General features: G+C 60.5%; 18 protein-coding genes. 8 read left to right on the forward strand and 10 right to left on the reverse strand.

The window, feature by feature from the left end; all coding sequences use genetic code 11:
* The first annotated feature begins 3 nt into the window (after positions 1-3).
* Complete coding sequence (locus tag CPH89_RS08800; RefSeq protein ID WP_053258580.1) at positions 4-633, forward strand: 5-formyltetrahydrofolate cyclo-ligase; 630 nt, start codon at positions 4-6, stop codon at positions 631-633.
* A gap of 7 nt (positions 634-640) precedes the next feature.
* Here CPH89_RS08800 and CPH89_RS30360 read toward each other — a convergent pair whose 3' ends face one another.
* Positions 641-790, reverse strand: coding sequence for a hypothetical protein (locus CPH89_RS30360; RefSeq protein ID WP_096236759.1), 150 nt, complete (start codon positions 788-790; stop codon positions 641-643).
* Between the two features lie 194 nt (positions 791-984).
* Between CPH89_RS30360 and CPH89_RS08810 the strand changes: the two genes are divergently transcribed.
* From CPH89_RS08810 to CPH89_RS08825, 4 genes are all read left to right on the forward strand, one after another.
* Complete coding sequence (locus CPH89_RS08810) at positions 985-1,434, forward strand: EVE domain-containing protein (RefSeq protein WP_053258581.1); 450 nt, start codon at positions 985-987, stop codon at positions 1,432-1,434.
* Positions 1,435-1,503: 69 nt separating this feature from the next.
* Complete coding sequence (locus tag CPH89_RS08815; protein ID WP_053258812.1) at positions 1,504-2,469, forward strand: HlyD family secretion protein; 966 nt, start codon at positions 1,504-1,506, stop codon at positions 2,467-2,469.
* The gene (rbbA, locus tag CPH89_RS08820) at positions 2,466-5,183 is read left to right on the forward strand and encodes a ribosome-associated ATPase/putative transporter RbbA (RefSeq protein WP_053258582.1); all 2,718 of its coding nucleotides are present in this window, start codon (positions 2,466-2,468) and stop codon (positions 5,181-5,183) included. Before CPH89_RS08815 ends, rbbA begins: the two co-directional genes overlap by 4 nt.
* Positions 5,183-6,301, forward strand: coding sequence for an ABC transporter permease (locus CPH89_RS08825; protein WP_053258583.1), 1,119 nt, complete (start codon positions 5,183-5,185; stop codon positions 6,299-6,301). Before rbbA ends, CPH89_RS08825 begins: the two co-directional genes overlap by 1 nt.
* A gap of 144 nt (positions 6,302-6,445) precedes the next feature.
* Here the strand turns inward: CPH89_RS08825 and CPH89_RS08830 are convergent, their stop codons facing one another.
* The gene (locus CPH89_RS08830) at positions 6,446-6,853 is read right to left on the reverse strand and encodes a flagellar basal body-associated protein FliL (protein ID WP_053258584.1); all 408 of its coding nucleotides are present in this window, start codon (positions 6,851-6,853) and stop codon (positions 6,446-6,448) included.
* Positions 6,854-7,003: 150 nt separating this feature from the next.
* Between CPH89_RS08830 and CPH89_RS08835 the strand changes: the two genes are divergently transcribed.
* Together CPH89_RS08835 and glpT are read left to right on the forward strand one after the other, a co-directional pair.
* Entirely contained in the window at positions 7,004-7,981 is a 978-nt protein-coding gene (locus CPH89_RS08835) for an NADPH:quinone oxidoreductase family protein (RefSeq protein WP_053258585.1), read from the forward strand.
* A gap of 292 nt (positions 7,982-8,273) precedes the next feature.
* Positions 8,274-9,611 carry a glycerol-3-phosphate transporter gene (glpT, locus tag CPH89_RS08840; protein ID WP_053258586.1) on the forward strand — a complete coding sequence of 446 codons (1,338 nt, stop codon included), beginning with the start codon at positions 8,274-8,276 and terminating at the stop codon, positions 9,609-9,611.
* Here the strand turns inward: glpT and CPH89_RS08845 are convergent.
* Together CPH89_RS08845 and CPH89_RS08850 are read right to left on the reverse strand one after the other, a co-directional pair.
* Positions 9,608-10,261: a gamma-glutamylcyclotransferase gene (locus CPH89_RS08845; RefSeq protein WP_053258587.1), complete on the reverse strand. Its 654-nt coding sequence runs from the start codon at positions 10,259-10,261 to the stop codon at positions 9,608-9,610. The genes glpT and CPH89_RS08845 overlap by 4 nt on opposite strands.
* A 26-nt stretch (positions 10,262-10,287) precedes the next feature.
* Positions 10,288-12,675, reverse strand: a complete 2,388-nt coding sequence (locus CPH89_RS08850; RefSeq protein WP_053258588.1) for a TonB-dependent receptor plug domain-containing protein — start codon at positions 12,673-12,675, stop codon at positions 10,288-10,290.
* Between the two features lie 286 nt (positions 12,676-12,961).
* On the opposite strand from CPH89_RS08850, the gene CPH89_RS08855 reads away from it, so the two are divergent.
* Entirely contained in the window at positions 12,962-13,438 is a 477-nt protein-coding gene (locus CPH89_RS08855) for a hypothetical protein (protein WP_053258589.1), read from the forward strand.
* Between the two features lie 62 nt (positions 13,439-13,500).
* Here the strand turns inward: CPH89_RS08855 and CPH89_RS08860 are convergent, their stop codons facing one another.
* The 6 genes from CPH89_RS08860 to CPH89_RS08885 form a co-directional block, all read right to left on the reverse strand.
* Positions 13,501-14,469, reverse strand: coding sequence for a CDP-6-deoxy-delta-3,4-glucoseen reductase (locus CPH89_RS08860; RefSeq protein ID WP_053258590.1), 969 nt, complete (start codon positions 14,467-14,469; stop codon positions 13,501-13,503).
* Positions 14,469-15,935 carry a 4-hydroxy-3-polyprenylbenzoate decarboxylase gene (gene ubiD, locus CPH89_RS08865; RefSeq protein WP_053258591.1) on the reverse strand — a complete coding sequence of 489 codons (1,467 nt, stop codon included), beginning with the start codon at positions 15,933-15,935 and terminating at the stop codon, positions 14,469-14,471. Before ubiD ends, CPH89_RS08860 begins: the two co-directional genes overlap by 1 nt.
* A 59-nt stretch (positions 15,936-15,994) precedes the next feature.
* Positions 15,995-17,998, reverse strand: coding sequence for an acyltransferase family protein (locus CPH89_RS08870; RefSeq protein ID WP_053258592.1), 2,004 nt, complete (start codon positions 17,996-17,998; stop codon positions 15,995-15,997).
* A 154-nt stretch (positions 17,999-18,152) separates the two neighbouring features.
* Positions 18,153-19,412, reverse strand: a complete 1,260-nt coding sequence (gene rho, locus CPH89_RS08875) for a transcription termination factor Rho (RefSeq protein ID WP_003176825.1) — start codon at positions 19,410-19,412, stop codon at positions 18,153-18,155.
* A gap of 234 nt (positions 19,413-19,646) precedes the next feature.
* Entirely contained in the window at positions 19,647-19,976 is a 330-nt protein-coding gene (gene trxA, locus CPH89_RS08880; protein WP_015886460.1) for a thioredoxin TrxA, read from the reverse strand.
* Between the two features lie 119 nt (positions 19,977-20,095).
* Positions 20,096-20,791, reverse strand: coding sequence for a FadR/GntR family transcriptional regulator (locus tag CPH89_RS08885; RefSeq protein WP_053258593.1), 696 nt, complete (start codon positions 20,789-20,791; stop codon positions 20,096-20,098).
* Positions 20,792-20,975 lie beyond the last annotated feature (184 nt).

Here is a 20,975-nt window from a genome sequence, read left to right on the forward strand (position 1 = left end):
ACCATGACCGAACCTGCGCCGCTTTCCCGCCCGCAACTTCGACGCATGTTGCGCAAGGCCCGCCGCGAGCTGACCCCGAGCGAACAGCGTAAGGCAGCCCAAGGCTTGTATCGGCAACTGGCACAGCAACCGCTGTTTCGCCGCGCCAAACATATCTCTTTGTATCTACCGACGGACGGTGAAATCGATCCGCGCTTGCTGCTGCGCGCCGCTCAGCGCCGGGGCAAGGCCACTTACCTGCCGGTGCTGAGTGCCTGGCCGCGCACCAAGATGGTATTTCAGCGTGTGCGGCCTGGGGATAAGTTGTTGCCCAACCGCTTTCGCATTCTTGAACCGCGCGTGAATGCCAATCGCCAGCGCCCGGTATGGGCACTCGATCTCGTGCTGCTGCCGCTGGTGGGCTTCGATGATGTGGGTGGGCGCCTGGGCATGGGCGGCGGGTTTTATGACCGCAGCCTGGCCTACCTCGCCAGGCGCCAAAGCTGGCGCAAGCCGACGCTGCTGGGGCTGGCCCATGAATGTCAGAAAGTCGAGCGCTTGGCGCAGGCGAGCTGGGACGTGCCACTGGCGGGCACCGTCACCGATAAGCAGTGGTATGTCGCAGAAGCGTCGCTGGAGTCAACGACGCCTTGAAAAGGTGTTAACGCTTGAACGGGTGTGGCTGCTGCTGAGCCAGTTCAACGGGCGCATCGGTCTTGTTCGACCACAAGCTCTGCGCATACCCGGTGGTCACGACGCCCAGACCAAACAAAATGACCAAAATCCATAGTAAATCCGGTTTACGTTGCATCGATTGCCCCCCTTCAGGCACCTCGTACACGATGACAACAACGTTCCAAAGTAGTCCGTTGCAGCTGCGTCAAGCTTAAAAGCGGGCATTCTGCGGTAACGTGAACCAACACGCAAACCTTGACGCCAACCGACTGTCGGTTTGTCATGGAATTGCCCGACAACTTATCCAATGCCTTTTTTTGGAGCGTAAAAATGGCCTACTGGCTGATGAAATCCGAGCCCGACGAACTCTCCATCAACGGCCTGGAAAAGCTCGGCGAAGCGCGCTGGGACGGGGTTCGTAACTACCAGGCGCGCAATTTTCTACGCGCCATGGCGGTGGGTGACGAGTTCTTCTTTTACCACTCCAGCTGCCCCGAGCCCGGCATCGCCGGTATCGGCAAAATCATCGAGGCTGCCTACCCGGACCCGACCGCACTGGAGCCGGACAGCCATTATTTCGACGCCAAGGCCAGCCCGGAAAAAAATCCGTGGAGCGCGATCAACGTGGCACACGTTAAAACCTTCCCCAACGTGCTGGGCCTGGGTTACCTGAAGCAACAAACCGCCCTTGCCGAACTGCCCTTGGTGCAAAAGGGCAGCCGGCTTTCGGTCATGGCGGTCACGCCTGAACAGTGGGCCGCAATCATCCATTTGCTTTAACTGATCGATATCAAGACCCCCAGAGGGAAAACCGGTCACACTGGAACGCTAATGCCGCAGGATGCAGCCATGTCTACGAACCGCCATATGTCGCGCCTTTTCGCTATTGCCCTGATCGCCCTGTTGCTGGGTGCCGGTGGCTTCGGTTACTGGCGTTCCACCCAGGACCGCCTGCCAGAAGGCTTGAGCATGGGCAATGGGCGCCTGGAATCCACCGAAGTGCAGATCGCCGCCAAGATCCCCGGGCGCCTGGCCGAGGTGCGCGTGGATGAAGGTGACAAGGTGCTCAAGGGCCAATTGCTCGCGCGCATGGACACCCGCACCCTCGAAGCCCAACGTGCCCAGGCCGAAGCCGAAGTGCTGCGCGCCAAGGAAAACTTCGCCGCCGCCGAGGCCAACGTGCAACTGCGCCAGAGTGAACAACTGCTGGCCGGCCAGGAACTCAGGCGCACCCAGGAACTGTATAAGCGCGGCTTCGCCAGCAGCCAGTTGATCGACCAGCAGCAAGCGCGTCAGAACACCGGCAACGCCGCCGTGGTTGCCGCGCAAGCTCAGGTCAATGCGGTGAAAGCCGCCATTGGCGCGGCCCAGGCCCAAGTGGCCCAGCTCACCAGCGAAATCGACGACAGCAGCCTGCGGGCGCCCATCGACGGCATCATCCAGTTACGCCTGGCCGAGCCGGGTGAAGTGCTCGGCGCGGGCGGGCGTGTGTTGTTGCTGATTGATCCCAATGATCAGTACATGAACCTGTACCTGCCCGCGTCCATCACCGGCCGCCTGACCGTCGGCAGTGACGCGCGCATCCTGCTCGACGCCCTGCCCCAGCAACCGCTGCCGGCGAAAATCAGTTTTGTCGCCGACAAATCGCAGTTCACGCCCAAGGAGGTCGAGACCCGCGACGAGCGTCAGAAGCTGGTGTTCCGCGTCAAGCTGCGCCTGACTCAACCCAGTGCCGTACCGCAAGCCAAACCGGGCATGCCCGGCGCCGGCTACGTGCGCACGGCTGATATCGACTGGCCGGCCAACCTGAAATGACCGCCCTGGCGCTGCACGCCACGGGAATCAACCACCGTTACGGCAAGCAACAGGCACTCATCGACATCGCCTTCAGCTTGCCGGCCGGCACCCGCTGCGGCTTGATCGGCCCGGATGGCGCGGGCAAGTCCAGCCTGCTGGGGTTGATCGCCGGGGTTAAAAAGCTTCAGGCGGGGCAACTGGAAGTGCTCGGTGGCTCTATCGAGGACCGCCGCCACCGCAACAGCCTGTACCCACGCATCGCCTTCATGCCCCAAGGCCTGGGCGGCAACTTGTATCCCGAGCTATCCATCAGCGAAAACATCCGCTTCTTCGCCACGCTGTTCGGCCTGTCGAAAGCCGATTGCGAGCAGCGCATGCACAACCTGCTGCTGGCCACTGACCTCGCACGCTTCGCCGAGCGCCCGGCCGGCAAGCTGTCCGGTGGCATGAAGCAGAAACTTGGCCTGTGCTGCGCGCTGATCCACGACCCGGACCTGCTGATCCTCGACGAGCCCACCACCGGCGTCGACCCGCTGTCGCGTCGACGCTTCTGGGAACTGGTCGAAACCGTACGCCACGAACGCCCGCAGCTCACGCTGCTGGTGGCCACGGCCTACATGGAAGAGGCCGAACAGTTCGAACATTGCCTGATGCTGGATCGCGGCAAACTGATCGCCGACGGCTTGAGCCGCGAGCTGGCGGCCGCCACACCCAGCGGCAAACTGGACGAGGCCTTCACCCACTTCCAGGGCGACAGCGCCCACAACAATCAGCCGCTGGTGATTCCACCGCGAGAAAGCGGCAACACCGATATCGCTATCGAAGCCCACGACCTGACGCTGCGCTTTGGTGATTTCACGGCGGTGGATAAAGTCAGCTTTGCCATCGGCCGGGGCGAGATTTTCGGCTTCCTCGGCTCTAACGGCTGCGGCAAAACCACCACCATGAAAGTCCTCACCGGGCTGATGCCGGCCACCGAGGGCAGCGCCACGCTGCTCGGCAACCCGGTGAATGCCAAGGACCTCGCGACCCGTAAGCGCGTGGGTTTCATGTCGCAAAGTTTCTCGCTGTACGGCGAACTCAGCGTGCGCCAGAACCTGGTGCTGCATGCGCAACTGTTCGATTTGCCCAAGGCCGACAGCGGCCCGCGAATAGATGAGTTGATTCAGCGTTTCGATCTGGGCGACGTGGCCGAGCAGCCGTCAGGCGAGCTGCCCCTTGGCCTGCGTCAGCGCCTCTCATTGGCCGTGGCCGTGTTGCATCGCCCCGAAGTGCTGATCCTTGATGAGCCCACCTCGGGCGTCGACCCGGCGGCGCGGGATGATTTCTGGCGATTGCTGATCGAGCTGTCCCGCGAACAGGGCGTGACCATTTTCCTGTCCACCCACTTCATGAACGAGGCCGAGCGCTGCGACCGCATCTCGCTGATGCACGCCGGCCGAGTACTGGCATGCGACACACCCGCAGCCCTGCAACAACAATTCCACGGCGACACGCTGGAAGCGGCCTTCGTCACCTGCCTGCAACAAGCCCAAGGCGAGCCCGAACCCGCCGCGACCGCCGCGACCGTCAGCGAAACCAGCGCGCCGCCGGTCAGCAAACACGGGTTCAGTCCGGCTCGGCTGTTGGCGGTGGCCAGCCGCGAAGGCAAGGAGCTGCTGCGCGACAAAGTGCGCATGGCCTTCGCCCTGCTGGGGGCGATGTTCATGATGGTGATCTTCGGCTACGGGATTTCCCTGGATGTGGAAAACCTCGCCTTCGCCGTCTACGACCAGGACCAGACGCCGCAAAGCCGTGCCTACCTGGAAGCCTTTCGCAGCTCGCGCTACTTCGCCGAACAAGCGCCCATCCGCGACGCAAACGAACTGCACCGTCGCCTGCAGCGTTCGGAAATCAAACTGGCGCTGCAAATCCCGCCCGGTTTTGGCCGCGACCTCTACGCCGGTCGCCAACCCACCGTCGCCGCGTGGCTCGACGGCGGCATGCCGTTTCGCGCGGAAACCAGCCGTAACTACGTGGAAGCCGTGCATCAGGGCAACCTCCAGCAACTGGCCGCGCTGAGCAGCCTGCCCGTGAACACCCAAGCCGCCGCCAAGCTCGAAACGCGCTTTCGCTACAACCAGGACGTGGTCAGCGTGAATGCCATCGGCCCGGGCGTGATGGCGCTGATCCTGGCATTTATCCCTGCGATGCTCACCGCGCTGGGCATCGTGCGCGAGAAAGAGCTGGGCTCGATCACCAACTTCTACGCCACACCCCTGACCCGCCTGGAATTCCTGCTCGGCAAACAGGCGCCGTACCTGGCCGTGAGCCTCGTGAACCTCGCGCTGCTGGTGGCGATGAACCGCTGGCTGTTCGGTGTACCGTTTAAAGGCAGCGCGTTGACCCTGGCATTTGGCGGCCTGCTGTACGTGCTGGCCACCACCAGCATGGGCCTGCTGATCTCAGCGTTCACCCGCACTCAGATTGCGGCGATACTCGGCACCATGATCATCACCAGCCTGCCGACCATCCAATTCTCCGGGCTGATCGTGCCGCGCTCGTCCCTGGACGGTGCGGCCGCAGTGATGGGCACGCTGTTCCCCGCCGGCCACTTTCTGGATATCGCCGTAGGCACCTTCACCAAAGCCCTCGACCTGCGCCAGTTGTGGCCGCAGTGCCTGGCGCTGTTCGGTTTTTTTATCGGGTTCACCGGGCTGAGTTTAATCATGCTCAAGAAGCAGGAGGCCTGATGCACAAGCTCGCTCACATCCTGCGCCTGGGGATCAAGGAACTCACCAGCCTGCGCCACGACAGCGTGTTGCTGCTGTTTCTGGCCTACGCCTTTACCGTCGCGATCTACATGCCTGCCGCCGGCTCGGTGATTGGCGTGCACAACGCCAGCGTGGCCTTTGTCGATGAAGACCACAGCGCGCTGTCCCGGCAGATGGCCGAAGCATTACTGCCACCGGAATTTCAACCACCCGCGCCGCTGGCCTATGACCAACTGGATAAGGTCATGGACAGCGGCGAGTACACCTTCGTGATCAACGTGCCGGCAAATTTCCAGGCCGACCTGTTGGCCGGGCGTCAGCCGGGCGTGCAGGTGAACGTCGATGCCACGGCGATGAGCCAGGCGTTCATGGGGGCCGGCTACATCGGCAGGATTTTCCAGCGTGAGTTGCTCAGCTACAGCGGCCAGGCCGAGTCCAGCCAGACGTTACCCGCGCAGCTGACCACCCGGGCGCTGTTCAACACCAACCTGGAAGGCGGTTGGTTCCTGGCGGTGATCCAGATCGTCAACAACATCACCATCCTGGCCATCGTGCTGACCGGCACCGCACTGCTGCGCGAGCGCGAGCACGGCACGCTCGACCATTTATTGGTACTGCCCCTGACCGCACTGGAAATCATGCTGGCGAAAATCTGGAGCAACATGCTGGTGGTGGTGCTGTGCACGTGGCTCTCTTTGGAGCTGGTGGTCAAGGGTTTGCTCGGCGTGCCGCTGGCCGGGTCCATGAGCCTGTTCCTGTTCGTGACCGCGCTGTATCTGTTTGCGAGTACCGCACTGGGGATCTTCCTCGCCACCCTTGCTCGCTCGACGCCGCAATTCGGTTTGCTGGCGATTCCGGTGATCATCCCAATGCTGTTGCTTTCCGGTGGCAGCACGCCGCTGGACAGCATGCCCGAGTGGTTACAGTGGGTGATGCAGGGCTCGCCGTCGACCCACTTTGTGAGCCTGAGCGCCGCGATTCTGTTCCGGGATGCGGGCGTGAGTGTGGTGTGGCCGGATTTGCTCGCGCTGGCGGCGATTGGCCTGGTGTTTTTTGCGGTGGCATTGGCCAGGTTTCGCAAAAGCCTGGCTTCTTAACGGTGACGAACGGGCTTGCCCCGCGTTGGGCTGCGCAGCAGCCCCCTTCAAATTCACCACAGTGTTTCAGGTGTACCGAGGCGCAGGGTTTTCGGGCGGCTTCGCCACCCAACGCGGGGCAAGCCCGCTCGCCACAAGGACCCGTTACTGGATGATCAAGTTGTTGAACAACAGGTCTTCCACCACCGGCTTGCCGGTTTCGTCGTTCATGACTTGCTGGGTTTGCTTCAGGGCTTGCTGGCGCAGTTTTTCTTTGCCTTCGACCGTACTCATCGCTTCGTTGGTCTGCTGGGTGAACAGCCCCACCAGTTGGTTACGAATCAATGGCTCGTTGGCTTTGACCGCGGCAAGGGCTTCGGGGCCGGTCACACGCAAGGCGATATCGGCCTTGAACACCTTGAGTTTTGTTGTGCCATCCAGGCCGTAGTTGCCCACGAAGGGCGGGTTCAAGCTGTAATAGCTGACCTTGGGTGCCTCGCCTTCTTTCGCTTCTTCGGCCTGGGCTGCCATCGGCAAGGTCAGGGCGAGCATCAACAGGATCCACGCTTTCACAGTTCATTCCTCAAATTCGGTTGCCGGGTAGCATAACGCTAGCAAGGCTGAGCACAAGCTTATGGCGACTTATCAGGCCCGGGCATGCTCGTTGACCCACGGGCGTACCCTCCTACACTTATCGGCCACGACGCCAAAAGGAATAGTCCGATGAAAGCTGTGCTGTGCAAAGCCTTCGGCCCCGCCGAAACCCTGGTGCTGGAAGAGATCGCCAGCCCGGCGATCAAGAAGAACGAAATCCTGTTGGACGTGCACGCGGCCGGGGTCAATTTCCCGGACACCCTGATCATCGAGGGCAAATACCAGTTCAAACCGCCCTTCCCGTTCTCGCCGGGTGGCGAAGCGGCCGGGGTGGTCAGTGAAGTCGGGGAAAAAGTCAGCCACCTGAAAGTCGGCGACCGGGTCATGGCCCTGACCGGCTGGGGCAGCTTTGCCGAGCAGGTCGCCGTGCCGGGCTACAACGTGCTGCCAATCCCGCCGAGCATGGATTTCAACACCGCCGCGGCTTTCAGCATGACCTACGGCACCTCGATGCACGCCTTGAAACAAAGGGCCAACCTGCAACCGGGCGAAACCCTGTTGGTACTCGGTGCCTCCGGTGGCGTGGGCCTGGCGGCCGTGGAAATCGGCAAAGCCATGGGCGCCCGGGTAATCGCCGCTGCCAGCAGTGCGGACAAACTGGCCGTGGCCAAGGCCGCCGGTGCGGACGAGTTGATCAACTACAGCGAAGCCAACCTGAAGGACGAAATCAAGCGCCTGACCGACGGCAACGGTGTCGATGTGATCTACGACCCGGTCGGCGGCGATCTGTTTGACCAAGCGGTGCGTGGCATCGCCTGGAACGGCCGTCTGTTGGTGGTGGGCTTTGCCAGCGGGCGCATTCCCGAGCTGCCGGTGAACCTGGCGCTGCTCAAGGGTGCGTCCGTGGTCGGAGTGTTCTGGGGTTCGTTCGCCCAGCGCCAGCCGCAGGACAATGCGGCGAACTTCCAGCAGTTGTTCACGTGGTACGCTGAGGGCAAGTTGAAGCCGTTGGTGTCGCAGGTGTATCCGCTGGAGCAGGCTGCCCACGCGATCAACGACCTGGGGCAGCGCAAGGCGGTGGGCAAGGTCGTCGTTCAGATCCGGTAATGATTTGAAACGCGGTCAATGTGGGAGCTGGCTTGCCTGCGATTGCGGTGAGTCAGCTCCAACAAATGCAGCTGACAGACCGCAATCGCAGGCAAGCCAGCTCCCACATTTTGATCTCCAGTGCTTCGAAGAAGCTGATTACGGCCCATACTTATCTATTCGCGACATGTTCGTAAGAGAACATGCAATCGCTCGGATTTCCTGTGTTTGCGGATAAGAGGCAATGCTATTTTCGGTAACGAAACTGTAACATTCGCATCCGCAGTCAAAACAAGAAATTTGGAGCTCTTGAATGTTTGCTTTCTTTCGTCCTGCCGCACACCAGGCGCCCCTGCCTGAAGAAAAAATAGACAGTACCTACCGACGACTGCGCTGGCAGATCTTCGCCGGTATTTTCTTCGGTTACGCCGGGTATTACCTGCTGCGCAAAAACTTCTCGCTGGCCATGCCGTACTTGATCGACGAGGGTTACACCCGGGGTGAGCTGGGCCTGGCGATGTCGGCCATTGCGATCGCCTACGGCTTGTCCAAGTTCTTGATGGGCCTGGTGTCCGACCGCTCCAACCCACGCTATTTCCTGCCCTTCGGCCTGCTGATATCGGCGGGCGTGATGTTCATTTTCGGTTTCGCACCTTGGGCAACGTCCAGCGTGACCATGATGTTCATTCTGCTGTTCATCAACGGCTGGGCCCAGGGCATGGGCTGGCCGCCAAGTGGACGCACCATGGTGCACTGGTGGTCGCAGAAAGAACGCGGCGGTGTGGTGTCGGTGTGGAACGTGGCGCACAACGTCGGCGGCGGCCTGATCGGCCCGCTGTTCCTGCTGGGCATGGCGTGGTTCAACGACTGGCACGCAGCGTTCTATGTGCCGGCGACCGTGGCATTGGCAGTGGCGGCGTTTGCCTTCATCACCATGCGCGACACCCCGCAATCGGTCGGCCTGCCGCCTATCGAGCAATACAAGAACGACTACCCGGAAGGCTACAACGCCAGCCACGAAGACGAATTCAGCGCCAAGGAAATCTTCGTCAAGTACGTGCTGCGCAACAAAATGCTCTGGTACATCGCCTTCGCCAACGTCTTCGTTTACCTGCTGCGCTACGGCGTATTGGACTGGGCGCCGACTTACCTTAAGGAAGCCAAGCACTTCGACGTGGATAAAACCTCGTGGGCGTACTTCTTCTACGAGTGGGCGGGCATTCCGGGCACGCTGCTGTGCGGCTGGATGTCGGACAAGATCTTCCGTGGCAACCGAGGCCTGACCGGCATCGTGTTCATGGCGTTGGTCACCGTGGCGACCCTGGTTTACTGGCTCAACCCGCCAGGCAACCCGATGGTCGACATGATCGCGCTGTTCTCCATCGGCTTCCTGATCTACGGCCCGGTGATGCTGATCGGCCTGCAGGCGCTGGAGCTGGCACCGAAAAAAGCGGCGGGCACCGCTGCGGGCTTCACGGGCCTGTTCGGTTACCTGGGTGGTTCGGTGGCAGCCAGTGCGGCCATGGGCTACACCGTGGACCACTTCGGCTGGGACGGTGGTTTTGTGTTGCTGGTGGGCGCATGCCTGCTGGCGATTGCGTTCCTGATCCCAACGCTGTGGCACACCAACAGCGTCAGCTCGGCGCGTTAATTCCCGCCGCAGTCTTTGGCACAACGCTTGAGCCGCGCCTCCAGGTTTTTATCTGGCATGGCGTGGCTACGCAGGGCGTTCACGGTCTGCTCGACATAATCGCGAGTGGTGCCGTAACGCCCGCAAGCGCTTTCCAACACGTGATTAAGCACGATATCGGGCAGGTTGCCGGCATAGCTGGGCAAGTGCCGCTCCAGCACAAACCCCAACGCCTGTACCTGGCTGCCATCTTCCAAGCGGCAACTGAGCCAGTGCGGCCGGTACGACGGGTAAGGCATCTCACGCTGCCACAAGGCATACAGCGAGGCCTCAAGCTGGTCTTCCGGCAAACGGTAGGCAAACCCGCTGCAAGAACCGCCGCGATCCAGGCCGAACACCAACCCCGGTGACTCCGGCGTGCCTCGATGCTCGTGTGACCACAGGTACAAACCCCGGTGATAACCGTGAACCCGTGCACGCATGCGCTGGGTCGACGAGCATTCCGGACGCCAGATCAGCGAACCATAAGCGAATAGCCAGACCGGCCCACCCTTATGCTTGGCCATGGTGGCCTGCATCGAACTCATTAATTGCTCGTGAGTCAGTTGCGGCCCCAGATCGAGCCGCGGAGGGTAAGCCAATTGCAACAGATCGGTTTCAATAACGGTCATGGCGGATCGCTTAGGTCTCCTGCGTGTTACCAGTTGTAAGCAACTTTACCGTAATAAAACGCGCCGCTGTAACCGTACGGCGAAAAAGTGCTATAGGCGAGGTTGCCGCCGCTGCTGGCGTAGGCATTGACCTTCTCCGGGTATTTATCGGTGACGTTGTCGCCGCCCAGGGTGAAGGTCCAGCTCTTGAGCGTGTAGTCCGCCGACAGGTCCAGTACCCAGGCCGCCTTGAAGGTCTGGTCGTTGATTGTGTCCGCCTGGTAACTGGTGAATTCGCCGTAGCGCACCAGATTGCTGTGCAGTGCCCAGCGGCCATAGGTGAAATCGTTACCCAGGCTCAGCTTGTGCTGAGGAGTGGTGTCGCCGAGCAAACCGATACGCTCGCGGCGGTCCACCCGCACCAGGTTGGCGCCCAGGCTGTCGAGAATGGCCGGGTTGGCCTTCACGTCCGTCACCTTCGTGTGGTTGTAGTTGTAGCCAACCGTGCTGTTCCAGCGGATGCCATTGTCGAACGAGTAACGGTAGTTGGCCACCAGATCGACGCCGTCGGTACGGGTGTCGGTGGCGTTGGTGAAATAGCGGGCACTGGTGTAGTTGATGTTGCCGACACCGTTGGCTTGCAGGTAGGCAATGGTGGCCGGGTTGAGATTGAGGTTGGACGACAGGCTGATGCGGTCGCGGATGTCGATGCGGTACACGTCGAGTGTCACGGTCAGGTCATCGGCAGGTTCGAGCACCAGGCCAAGGCTGTAGTTACGCGACTTCTCGGCTTTCAGGTCTTCGGCGCCCAGCAAGCGGGCCACCTGGCTGTTCGCCGGGAAGGTGCCGGCCTCCTGAATGGTGCTGCCGATCAACTGTGACGAGGTGTAGGCAAAGTTCTGCTGGGCCAGGGAAGGCGCACGAAAGCCGTTGGAGATGCTGCCGCGCAAGGCCACTTGCGGGGTGAAGTCATAGCGGGCCGACAGCGAGCCGCTGACATTGGAGCCAAAGTCGCTGTAGTCCTCATGACGCACGGCGGCCGACGCGCTGAGTTTTTCGGTGAAGTTGGTTTCCAGGTCCAGGTACTGGGCCCAGTTATGCCGTGAACTGCTGCCGGCATCGGCATCACGGAAACCACCCAGGCCCGAGCTGCCGGTCTGGTAGTAGGACGCCGGGTCGCCGGCGTCGATTTCATAACCCTGGCGCAGGTATTCGCCGCCAAAAGCCACCGACACCGGGTAAGGCAGGAAGCCCACGTCGAACTCACGGGACAGGTCCAGGCTGACCTGGCGCTGATCGTTGCTCAAGGTGCCGTTGTTAAATTTGCGCGGCGTGGCCAGGCCGAGTGAGGTGTTGATGGTTTCGGTGCCCAGTTCGTACTGGTTCTTGCCGTAGTTGGCCGACAGGTCGTAATGCCAATCGTAGGCCAGCAAGCCGCGCAGACCGACCACCAAGGACGTGTCCTCCAGATTGCCCTTGATCAGCGGCAGATAGCCATTGGGGTTCAGCGCCGGAATGTTGTTGGACGCGTTGCTCGCCCGATAGAACGCTGCTGTCTCGCCACGGCGCTTGCTGTAGCCGCCGAAGGTGTAGAACTCGGCCGCATCGTTGAAGGAATATTCGGAGTTGAACTGGAATTTGCCTTCATTGGTGGCCGGCTCGCCCTGACGGAACACGCGCTGGCCATAGGTGGTGGAACCCACGCTGCCAGGACGGAAATCGTCACCGGCGCGGTTGGTGTAGTCGTTGTCGGCACCCTCGCCCGAGACGTTGATAAAGCCGTTGTCACCCAAGGCAAACCCGGTATTGCCGCTGACGTTGCGCTGGATGCCGTCGCCCTTCTTGTACTCGCCGAACTTGGTCGAGACTGAGCCGCCGTGGTCGTCGTGCTTGAGGATCACGTTGATCACCCCGGCAATCGCGTCCGAGCCATAACGCGCCGACGCGCCATCGCGCAGCACTTCGATATGGTCGACCGCCGACAGCGGGATGGCATTCAAATCCGCCGGCGCCGAACCGCGCCCCACCGCCCCGCCCAGGTTGACGAAAGCACTGGTGTGGCGGCGTTTGCCGTTGACCAGCACCAACACCTGGTCCGGCGACAAGCCGCGCAACTGCGCCGGGCGCACCAGTTCGGCGCCATCCACCAGGCTTGGGCGCGGGAAATTGATCGACGGAATCAGGCGTGCCAACACCGCACCCAGTTCATCCGAGCCAGTGCTGCGCAGGGTATCGCCGGATATCACGTCGATGGGTGACAGCGAAGCACTGGCGGTGCGCTCTTGGGTGCGGGTGCCGGTGACGATCACGGTGTCGAGTTTTGGTGCGTCGGCGGTAACAGTTTCGCTCGCAAGCACTGGATTGAATCCCACAGCGGTCAGCAAATTGGCCGACAAAATCGCTGAGTACAGCGTGTGTTTTTGATTGCTCCCCATACCGCTCCCCTAAGAATCAACAATCAGAACTTCAATGCTCTGAGTTCGTACGATCGATCCGGCTGGCGGGCGGTGGCGGTCAGTGAGTGGTTATCGGCAGATAGTCGGTAGTCCGTTGCTTATAGCTTAATGAGATTTTCCCTACATCAGTAATACCGTAAATGAATAAGCATAGGCGCCCGAGCTTTCAGCGCAGGTTCAGGCCATGCAGGACGTTTACCGCCAAACTGACGACGTTAGCGACCCCACATTAGCCGCCTATCCGAACGACTATCGAGGTCGAACCATGAAATACTTTTATTGCGGCCTGCTGCTGTTGGCACACGCCGCCAGCGCCTTGGCCTCTGAGGCTGTCACCGAAAACGACAAAGGCTTCTGGTACGCCCAGACAAGCCTCTACACCCGGCACTTTTCACCGGACTCACAACACAATAACAATCAGGATTTGATCAACCTGGAGCGCAACGAGGCGTCAGGGCTGGTGTATGGCGGGGCGACGTTTCGCAACTCGTTCAGCCAGCGTTCGTACTACGTCTACGCCGGCAAGCGCTTCGATATTGTCGATTCGCCGTTTTACGTGAAAGTGACCGCAGGTGCACTGCAGGGCTATCGCGGCAAGTATCGGGACAAAATCCCGCTCAACCGTTACGGCGTGGCACCGGCGATCATTCCGTCTGTGGGGGTCCACTTCGGCCCGGTGACCAGCGAGCTGGTGTTGCTGGGCTTCAATGCGGCAATGCTGACGGCAGGCGTTCGTTTCTAAGAACGCCGCCTACCTATGTGGGAGCGGGCTTGCCTGCTCCCGCACGGGTTCAGCTCAAGGGTTCAAGGGCGCGGCGCGTAGGCAAACACATCAGCGCGCATCTGATGCGCATCCATGCCGGCGTCGACCAATGCGTCCAGCGTGCCGTAGATCATCGCCGGCGAACCACTGGCGTAGACATGCACGGCCTTGAGGTCGCTGATGTCTTCACACACAGCCTCATGCAGCAGCCCGCAACGCCCTTCCCAACCGCACAGGTCGCTGACCACTTTGTGCAGGAACAGGTTGGGCAGTTGCTGCCATTGGTCCCAGTGTTCGATTTCGTAGAAGTCTTCCGGGCGGCGCACGCCCCAATACAGGTGCACCGGGTGCTTGAAGCCCGAGGCGCGGCAATGCTCGATCAGGCTGTGCATCTGCGCCATGCCCGTACCGGCGGCGATCAGCACCAGCGGCCCGTCCGGCAGTTCAGCCAAGTGCGTATCACCAAACGGCAGTTCAATACGGGCCATCTGGTTGCGCTGCAACTGCTCGATCAGGTTGCGCGCACTGTCCTCGCGCACCAGCACATGCAGTTCCAGCTCGCGCCCGGCGTGGGGCGCCGACGCCAGCGAAAACGCCGACTTCTCGCCGTTGTCCCGTTCGATCATCAAGTATTGCCCGGCGTGGTAACGCAGCGCTTTACCGGCCGGCGCGCGCAGGCGCACGCGCCACACATCGCCACCGACTTCCACGCACTCACTCAATTGGCACGACAACTTGCGCAACGGCAACTCTCCCGGCGCCAACACGCCATCCCACAGCACAACGCAATCTTCCAGCGGTTCGGCGATGCAGGTGTAGAACTCACCATGGTCGCGCACTTCGCCGGCTTGCTGCACCCGGCCTTCCACCAGCAGCGCAGCGCACACATGGCACACGCCATTGCGGCACGCCTGCGGGCACTCGTAGCCCAGGCGGCGAGCGCCTTCGAGGATTCGTTCGCCAGGGACCAGCTCCAGTACCGCGCCGGAAGGTTGCAGGGTTACACGCATCAATCTATTCCCAATTCTTTCCAGATCGCATCGACGCGCGCGGTCACGGCTTCATCCTTGACGATCACCCGACCCCACTCGCGGGTGGTTTCACCCGGCCATTTGTGCGTGGCATCCAGGCCCATCTTCGAGCCCAGGCCCGACACCGGCGAAGCAAAGTCCAGGTAGTCGATCGGCGTGTTGTCGATCATCACCGTGTCGCGCTTGGGGTCCATGCGCGTGGTAATGGCCCAGATCACGTCGTTCCAGTCCCGGGCATTGATGTCGTCGTCGGTGACAATAACGAACTTGGTGTACATGAACTGTCGCAAAAACGACCACACGCCGAGCATTACCCGCTTGGCATGGCCTGGGTACGACTTCTTCATGGTCACGATGGCCATGCGGTACGAGCAGCCTTCAGGCGGCAGGTAGAAGTCGGTGATCTCAGGGAACTGCTTTTGCAGGATCGGCACGAACACTTCGTTCAGCGCCACACCCAGAATGGCCGGCTCATCCGGCGGCCGGCCGGTGTAGGTGCTGTGGTAGATCGGCTTGATCCGGTGGGTGATGCGCTCGACGGTGAACACCGGGAAGCTGTCGACTTCGTTGTAGTAGCCGGTGTGGTCGCCGTAAGGGCCTTCATCGGCCATTTCGCCCGGATGAATCACGCCTTCGAGGATGATTTCAGCGGTGGCTGGCACTTGCAGGTCGTTGCCACGGCACTTCACCAGCTCGGTGCGGTTGCCACGCAGCAGGCCGGCGAAGGCATATTCGGACAGGCTATCGGGCACCGGGGTCACGGCGCCGAGGATGGTCGCCGGGTCGGCGCCCAGGGCTACGGACACCGGGAACGGCTTGCCAGGATGTTTTTCGCACCACTCACGGAAGTCCAGTGCGCCGCCACGGTGGCTCAGCCAACGCATGATCACTTTGTTACGGCCGATCACTTGCTGACGGTAGATGCCCAGGTTCTGACGATCTTTGTTCGGGCCTTTGGTGACGGTCAGGCCCCAGGTGATCAGCGGGCCGACATCGCCCGGCCAGCAGGTCTGCACCGGCAGCATGGCCAGGTCGACATCATCACCCTCGATAACCACTTCCTGGCACACCGCGTCCTTGACCACTTTGGGGGCCATGGCAATGATCTTGCGGAAGATCGGCAGTTTCGACCAGGCATCCTTCAAGCCCTTGGGTGGCTCGGGCTCCTTGAGGAAGGCCAGCAGCTTGCCGATCTCGCGCAGCTCGCTGACCGACTCGGCGCCCATGCCAAACGCAACGCGGTCGGGCGTGCCGAACAGGTTACCGAGCACCGGGATATCAAAGCCGGTCGGGTTTTCGAACAGCAGCGCCGGGCCCTTGTTACGCAAGGTACGGTCGCAAATCTCAGTCATTTCCAGCACCGGGGAAATCGGCACCTGGATACGTTTCAACTCTCCGCGCTGCTCAAGTTGCTGCACGAAATCCCGAAGATCCTTGAATTTCATTAACCATGCCACCCGTAAAATAGGCGTACATCCTACCTGCTCTTACGAGCGCTGGCAGCTTATTGCACGTCATTGCGACTCACATCCGACTCAACGGATGCATGGCGCAAGCTGCGGAAGAGGGGTTCAAGGAACCCCTCCACATACCGCGTGCCCACGCTTGAAAGGTGATTGTCATCGGTATACAGCGACTGGCCACCCAGTTCGACCCGACACCAACCGTTGGCAGCACACAGCGTCGGCGCCGGGTCCAGGAGCTGGACCCCCGAGTCAGCCGCGGCGATTTGCGCAAAAACGCTGCTGATATAGGCCTGTCGCTGGACGTGTTCGGCCAGTGGCAAGCCTTCTCGGTCGGTCGGGCGACCCAACATCGCCAGGCGACTGAGTCGATAAGGCACATTGAAATCCTGCAGCGGCACCTCCTTGACCAACCAGACTCGGTGGCCGCCGGCACGGAGTTGCTGCACCAACGCCCTCAACCCCTCGGAGAACAATCGCTCGGCAATAGCACGGTCATACTTGCCCGTCTCCGGGTCATGGATCGACGCGCCTGTATCACCGGAGTGCTGGCCATAAACGTAGAGGCTCCAGCGCGCGACCAACACCACATCACTGAACTGTTCCTGGCTCAACAACCGGGTGACGCGCTCGTTGAACGCACTGCAGCCTGGGGTATTTTCTTTCCTGTAAAAAGGCAGACAGCCAGCATAACCGGCCTGGGTGATGCTGAAGTCGTACTTGCTGGCCCCATCTTTCAACGCCGGAATCAGCGCCGAGGCATGGCTGTCACCCCAGACGATTGCACGGGCCGAGTTCGCCGGTGGACCAAAATGGCACAGCTTACGGTGCGGGTCTTTCTTGTCGTCCGACAGGCAACTCATGAGTGTGGGGCTCCAGGTACGCGCCTGGGCGTATTGCAATGCCTGGGGCGGCAGCCGCGATGCAAAACCATCCGACCAAACCAGGCTTTTGCCGACCAGGCCCAGGCTGGCAAGCCCAAGGAAACCCGCGACCAGAATCGACCTGCGGCCTGCCAGCAGGCGCCGCTCACGGAACGGCCCTTCGACAAACCGCCAGGAGGCATAACCCAACACCAGGCTCACAACGAACAGAGCCACAAGCTCCCAGGACGACAGGCCAAAGATACTGGCGTACTTGCCAAACACCAGCACCGGCCAGTGCCACAGGTACCAGGAATAGGAAATCAGCCCAATACCCACCAGCACGCGACTGCCCAGCAACCGCCCTGCCCACGTTGGTTGCTGGCCGTTGGCCCAAATCAGCCCCACCACCCCCAATACGGGCAACAAAGCGGCCGCCCCTGGGAAAGCGGTGCGGTCGTCGTAACCAAATACCGCCACCATAATCAGGCCAAGGCTGAGCAGGCTGACGCCTTGCGCCAGCATCGGGCTTGCCCGCCGAGCGGGCACCGGCATGACGGCCAGCATGGAACCGGCCAACAATTCCCAGGCTCGCATGGGCAGCAGGAAGAACGCCTTGTCCGGTTCCCGAGACACCGCCCATACGCTCGCCGCAAATGACACCAGCAGCAACACAAACAAGGCGCCACGCCATTGCTTCAGCCGGCTCGACAGCAACGCCAGCAAGAGTGGAAAGGCAATGTAGAACTGCTCTTCAACCGACAGCGACCAGGTGTGCAACATGGGCTTCATGTCGGAGGCCGTGTCGAAGTAACCGTCCTGACGCATGAAGAACAGATTGGAGATGAAGATCACCTGGTTGTGTATCGACCGCCCCAACTCTGAGTAGTCTTTGGGCGCCATCAAAAACCAGCCGACGACCAATGATGCAGACATCATCACAATCAACGCCGGCAGGATACGCCGGGCCCGCCGCGCCCAAAATTCCACAAAACTGAAATGCCCGGCTTGACGTTCGCGCCAGATGATCGAGGTGATCAGGAACCCTGAAATCACGAAGAACACGTCAACGCCGACAAAACCGCCAGTAACGCCAGGTACTCCAAAATGAAACAGCACAACAGCCAGGACAGCGATGGCGCGCAAGCCATCAATGTCCCTTCGGTAAGCAAGAGCGGTCATAAATCGTCGATCAGCCTGATTCGGATGGAGGTGAGTGTATCCGCACCCACCTTTTTGTTTCTTAACTGACACTATTAGCGCACAAATCTCTCTTTTTCGATGCAAAAAAAATGGCGCCACAAAGGGCGCCATTTTTTGGACCTGAAGCGTCGTATTACTTGCGCTTCATCGACAAGAAGAACTCATCGTTGGTCTTGGTGGTTTTCAGCTTGTCGATCAGGAACTCGATGGCGGCTACTTCGTCCATCGGGTGCAGCAGCTTGCGCAAGATCCACATGCGCTGCAGTTCGTCATCGGCGGTCAGCAACTCTTCGCGGCGGGTGCCGGAACGGTTGATGTTGATCGCAGGGAACACACGCTTTTCCGCGATACGGCGGTCCAGAGGCAGTTCCATGTTGCCGGTACCCTTGAACTCTTCGTAGATCACTTCGTCCATCTTCGAGCCGGTTTCAACCAGCGCGGTGGCGATAATGGTCAGCGAGCCGCCTTCTTCGATGTTCCGCGCGGCGCCAAAGAAACGCTTTGGTTTCTCCAGGGCGTGGGCATCGACACCACCGGTGAGTACCTTGCCGGAGCTCGGGATCACGGTGTTGTAGGCACGGGCCAAACGGGTGATGGAGTCGAGCAGGATCACCACGTCTTTCTTGTGTTCGACCAGGCGCTTGGCCTTCTCGATCACCATTTCGGCAACCTGCACGTGGCGGGTTGGCGGCTCATCGAACGTCGAGGCAACCACTTCGCCGCGCACGGTGCGCTGCATTTCGGTTACTTCTTCCGGACGCTCATCGATCAGCAGCACGATCAGGTGAACTTCAGGGTTGTTACGTGCGATGTTCGCTGCAATGTTCTGCAGCATGATGGTCTTACCGGCTTTCGGCGGTGCGACGATCAGGCCGCGCTGGCCTTTGCCGATCGGGGCGCACAGGTCGATAACACGACCGGTCAAGTCTTCGGTGGAACCGTTACCGGCTTCCATCTTCATGCGCACGGTCGGGAACAGCGGGGTCAGGTTCTCGAAGAGAATCTTGTTTTTCGCGTTCTCGGGACGATCGAAGTTGATCGTGTCGACCTTGAGCAGGGCAAAATAACGCTCGCCTTCCTTCGGAGGGCGGATCTTGCCAACGATGGTGTCACCGGTACGCAAGTTGAAGCGACGGATCTGGCTCGGCGAGACATAGATGTCATCGGGGCCGGCGAGATAGGAAGCGTCTGCAGAGCGGAGGAAGCCGAAGCCGTCCTGGAGAATCTCCAGCACGCCATCACCGGAGATTTCCTCGCCGCTTTTCGCGTGCTTTTTGAGCAGGGAGAAAATCACGTCCTGCTTGCGCGAACGGGCCATATTTTCTATGCCCATTTCTTCGGCCAATTGGAGCAGGTCGGTAATCGGCTTTTGCTTGAGTTCAGTCAGATTCATATAGGAATGACGTAATCATTTATGGAGGGGGGAAATTAAGCTTTTGGCTTAATGAGGCCGCGCCGCAGAGAAGGCGACAGGATCGCGTACTAATCGAAAAGGAATGCGTCGGCGACGGCTTGCAGGGGGCAGTGGAGAAACCAGTGCGGGGCCGAATGTACCACCTGAGTTTCGGAGCGTCTAGCCCTGTTTCACGAAAAAGCCCCGCGATTTGCGGGGCTTTTTTGACGACGCTTAGATGTTCGCGTCGAGGAAAGCTTGCAGTTGCGACTTCGACAGCGCGCCCACTTTAGTGGCCTCGACGTTACCGTTCTTGAACAGCATCAAGGTCGGGATACCGCGCACGCCGTGCTTGGCCGGGGTTTCCTGGTTGTCGTCGATGTTCAGTTTGGCAATGGTCAGTTTGCCTTCGTAGGTCGTTGCAATGTCGTCCAGGACAGGAGCGATCATTTTGCAAGGGCCGCACCATTCAGCCCAGTAGTCAACCAGCACCGGGCCAGCAGCCTTGAGTACTTCGGCCTCAAAGGTCGCGTCGGTGACGTGCTTGATAAGATCGTTGCTCATGGATGTCTCCGGATTGTAAGCAAAAAAAACGTTGCCCATCATAGCCGCCCTTCCCTCGTTCAGGAAGCCGCCTCTGATTGACTCTTGCTATGACGACGCATGAGTTTGGGTATAGCCACTCAGGGCGTTACGGGCGTCACGAACGCTATGCCCGTGCGCAACGCCGCATTGCGTACGTGTTCCTGCATGGTTTTCTGCGCCGCCGCACTGGAACGCCGGGCCAGTGCACGCAGGATCTTGCGATGCTCCTGCCACGTTTCCATGGCCCGCTCCGGTCGGATGAACGGTAGTTTCTGACTCTCCAGGAACACCTCGGCGCTGGCACTCAAAATGCTCACCATCGCCTGGTTACCGCTGGCCAACAGAATCCGTTGGTGAAATTCGAAGTCCAGTCGGGCGGCGGTTTCAAAGTCGCCGGCCTTCAATACCTTACGCATTGCCTCGACATTGTCTTGCAGGCGGTCCAACTCATCGATAGTCAGCGTCACCGCCGCCAACCCCGCTGCAAATCCTTCCAGGGCATAGCGCAACTGGAAGATATCCAGCGGCGAGGCCTGGGCTGCAAAGGGCCAGGCAAACCCCGGCGGATCTTCCGCCGCCTGCACAAACACGCCTTTGCCGGGCTGCACACTGACCACACCCAAGGCACTCAAGGACGACAAAGCCTCGCGCAACGACGCCCGGCTCACGCCCAACTGCACCGCCAAGTCGCGCTGGGACGGCAATGCATCGCCCGCTGCGAAGCCCTGTTCCTTGATCAGTTTGCGGATGGCCTGCAGGGCCGCTTCCGGTACGGCTTGGGCGATGGAATTCATAAAAAACTCAAGGTTCCAGACAACTGAGCGGCTAGTTGTAAAGCTATTCGCGCCCGTCGGCAAGCCACGCCCCAAAGGGGCTCGCGCGGTTTTGTCGACGCTCGAAAAAGGTGCGAAAAGCGCCATCACTGTTCAGACCAGTAAGACCACCGAACCTCAACAAATTCCAGCGTTACAGACGATC

This window comes from Pseudomonas fluorescens (genome assembly GCF_900215245.1).
Lineage (GTDB): Bacteria > Pseudomonadota > Gammaproteobacteria > Pseudomonadales > Pseudomonadaceae > Aquipseudomonas > Aquipseudomonas fluorescens.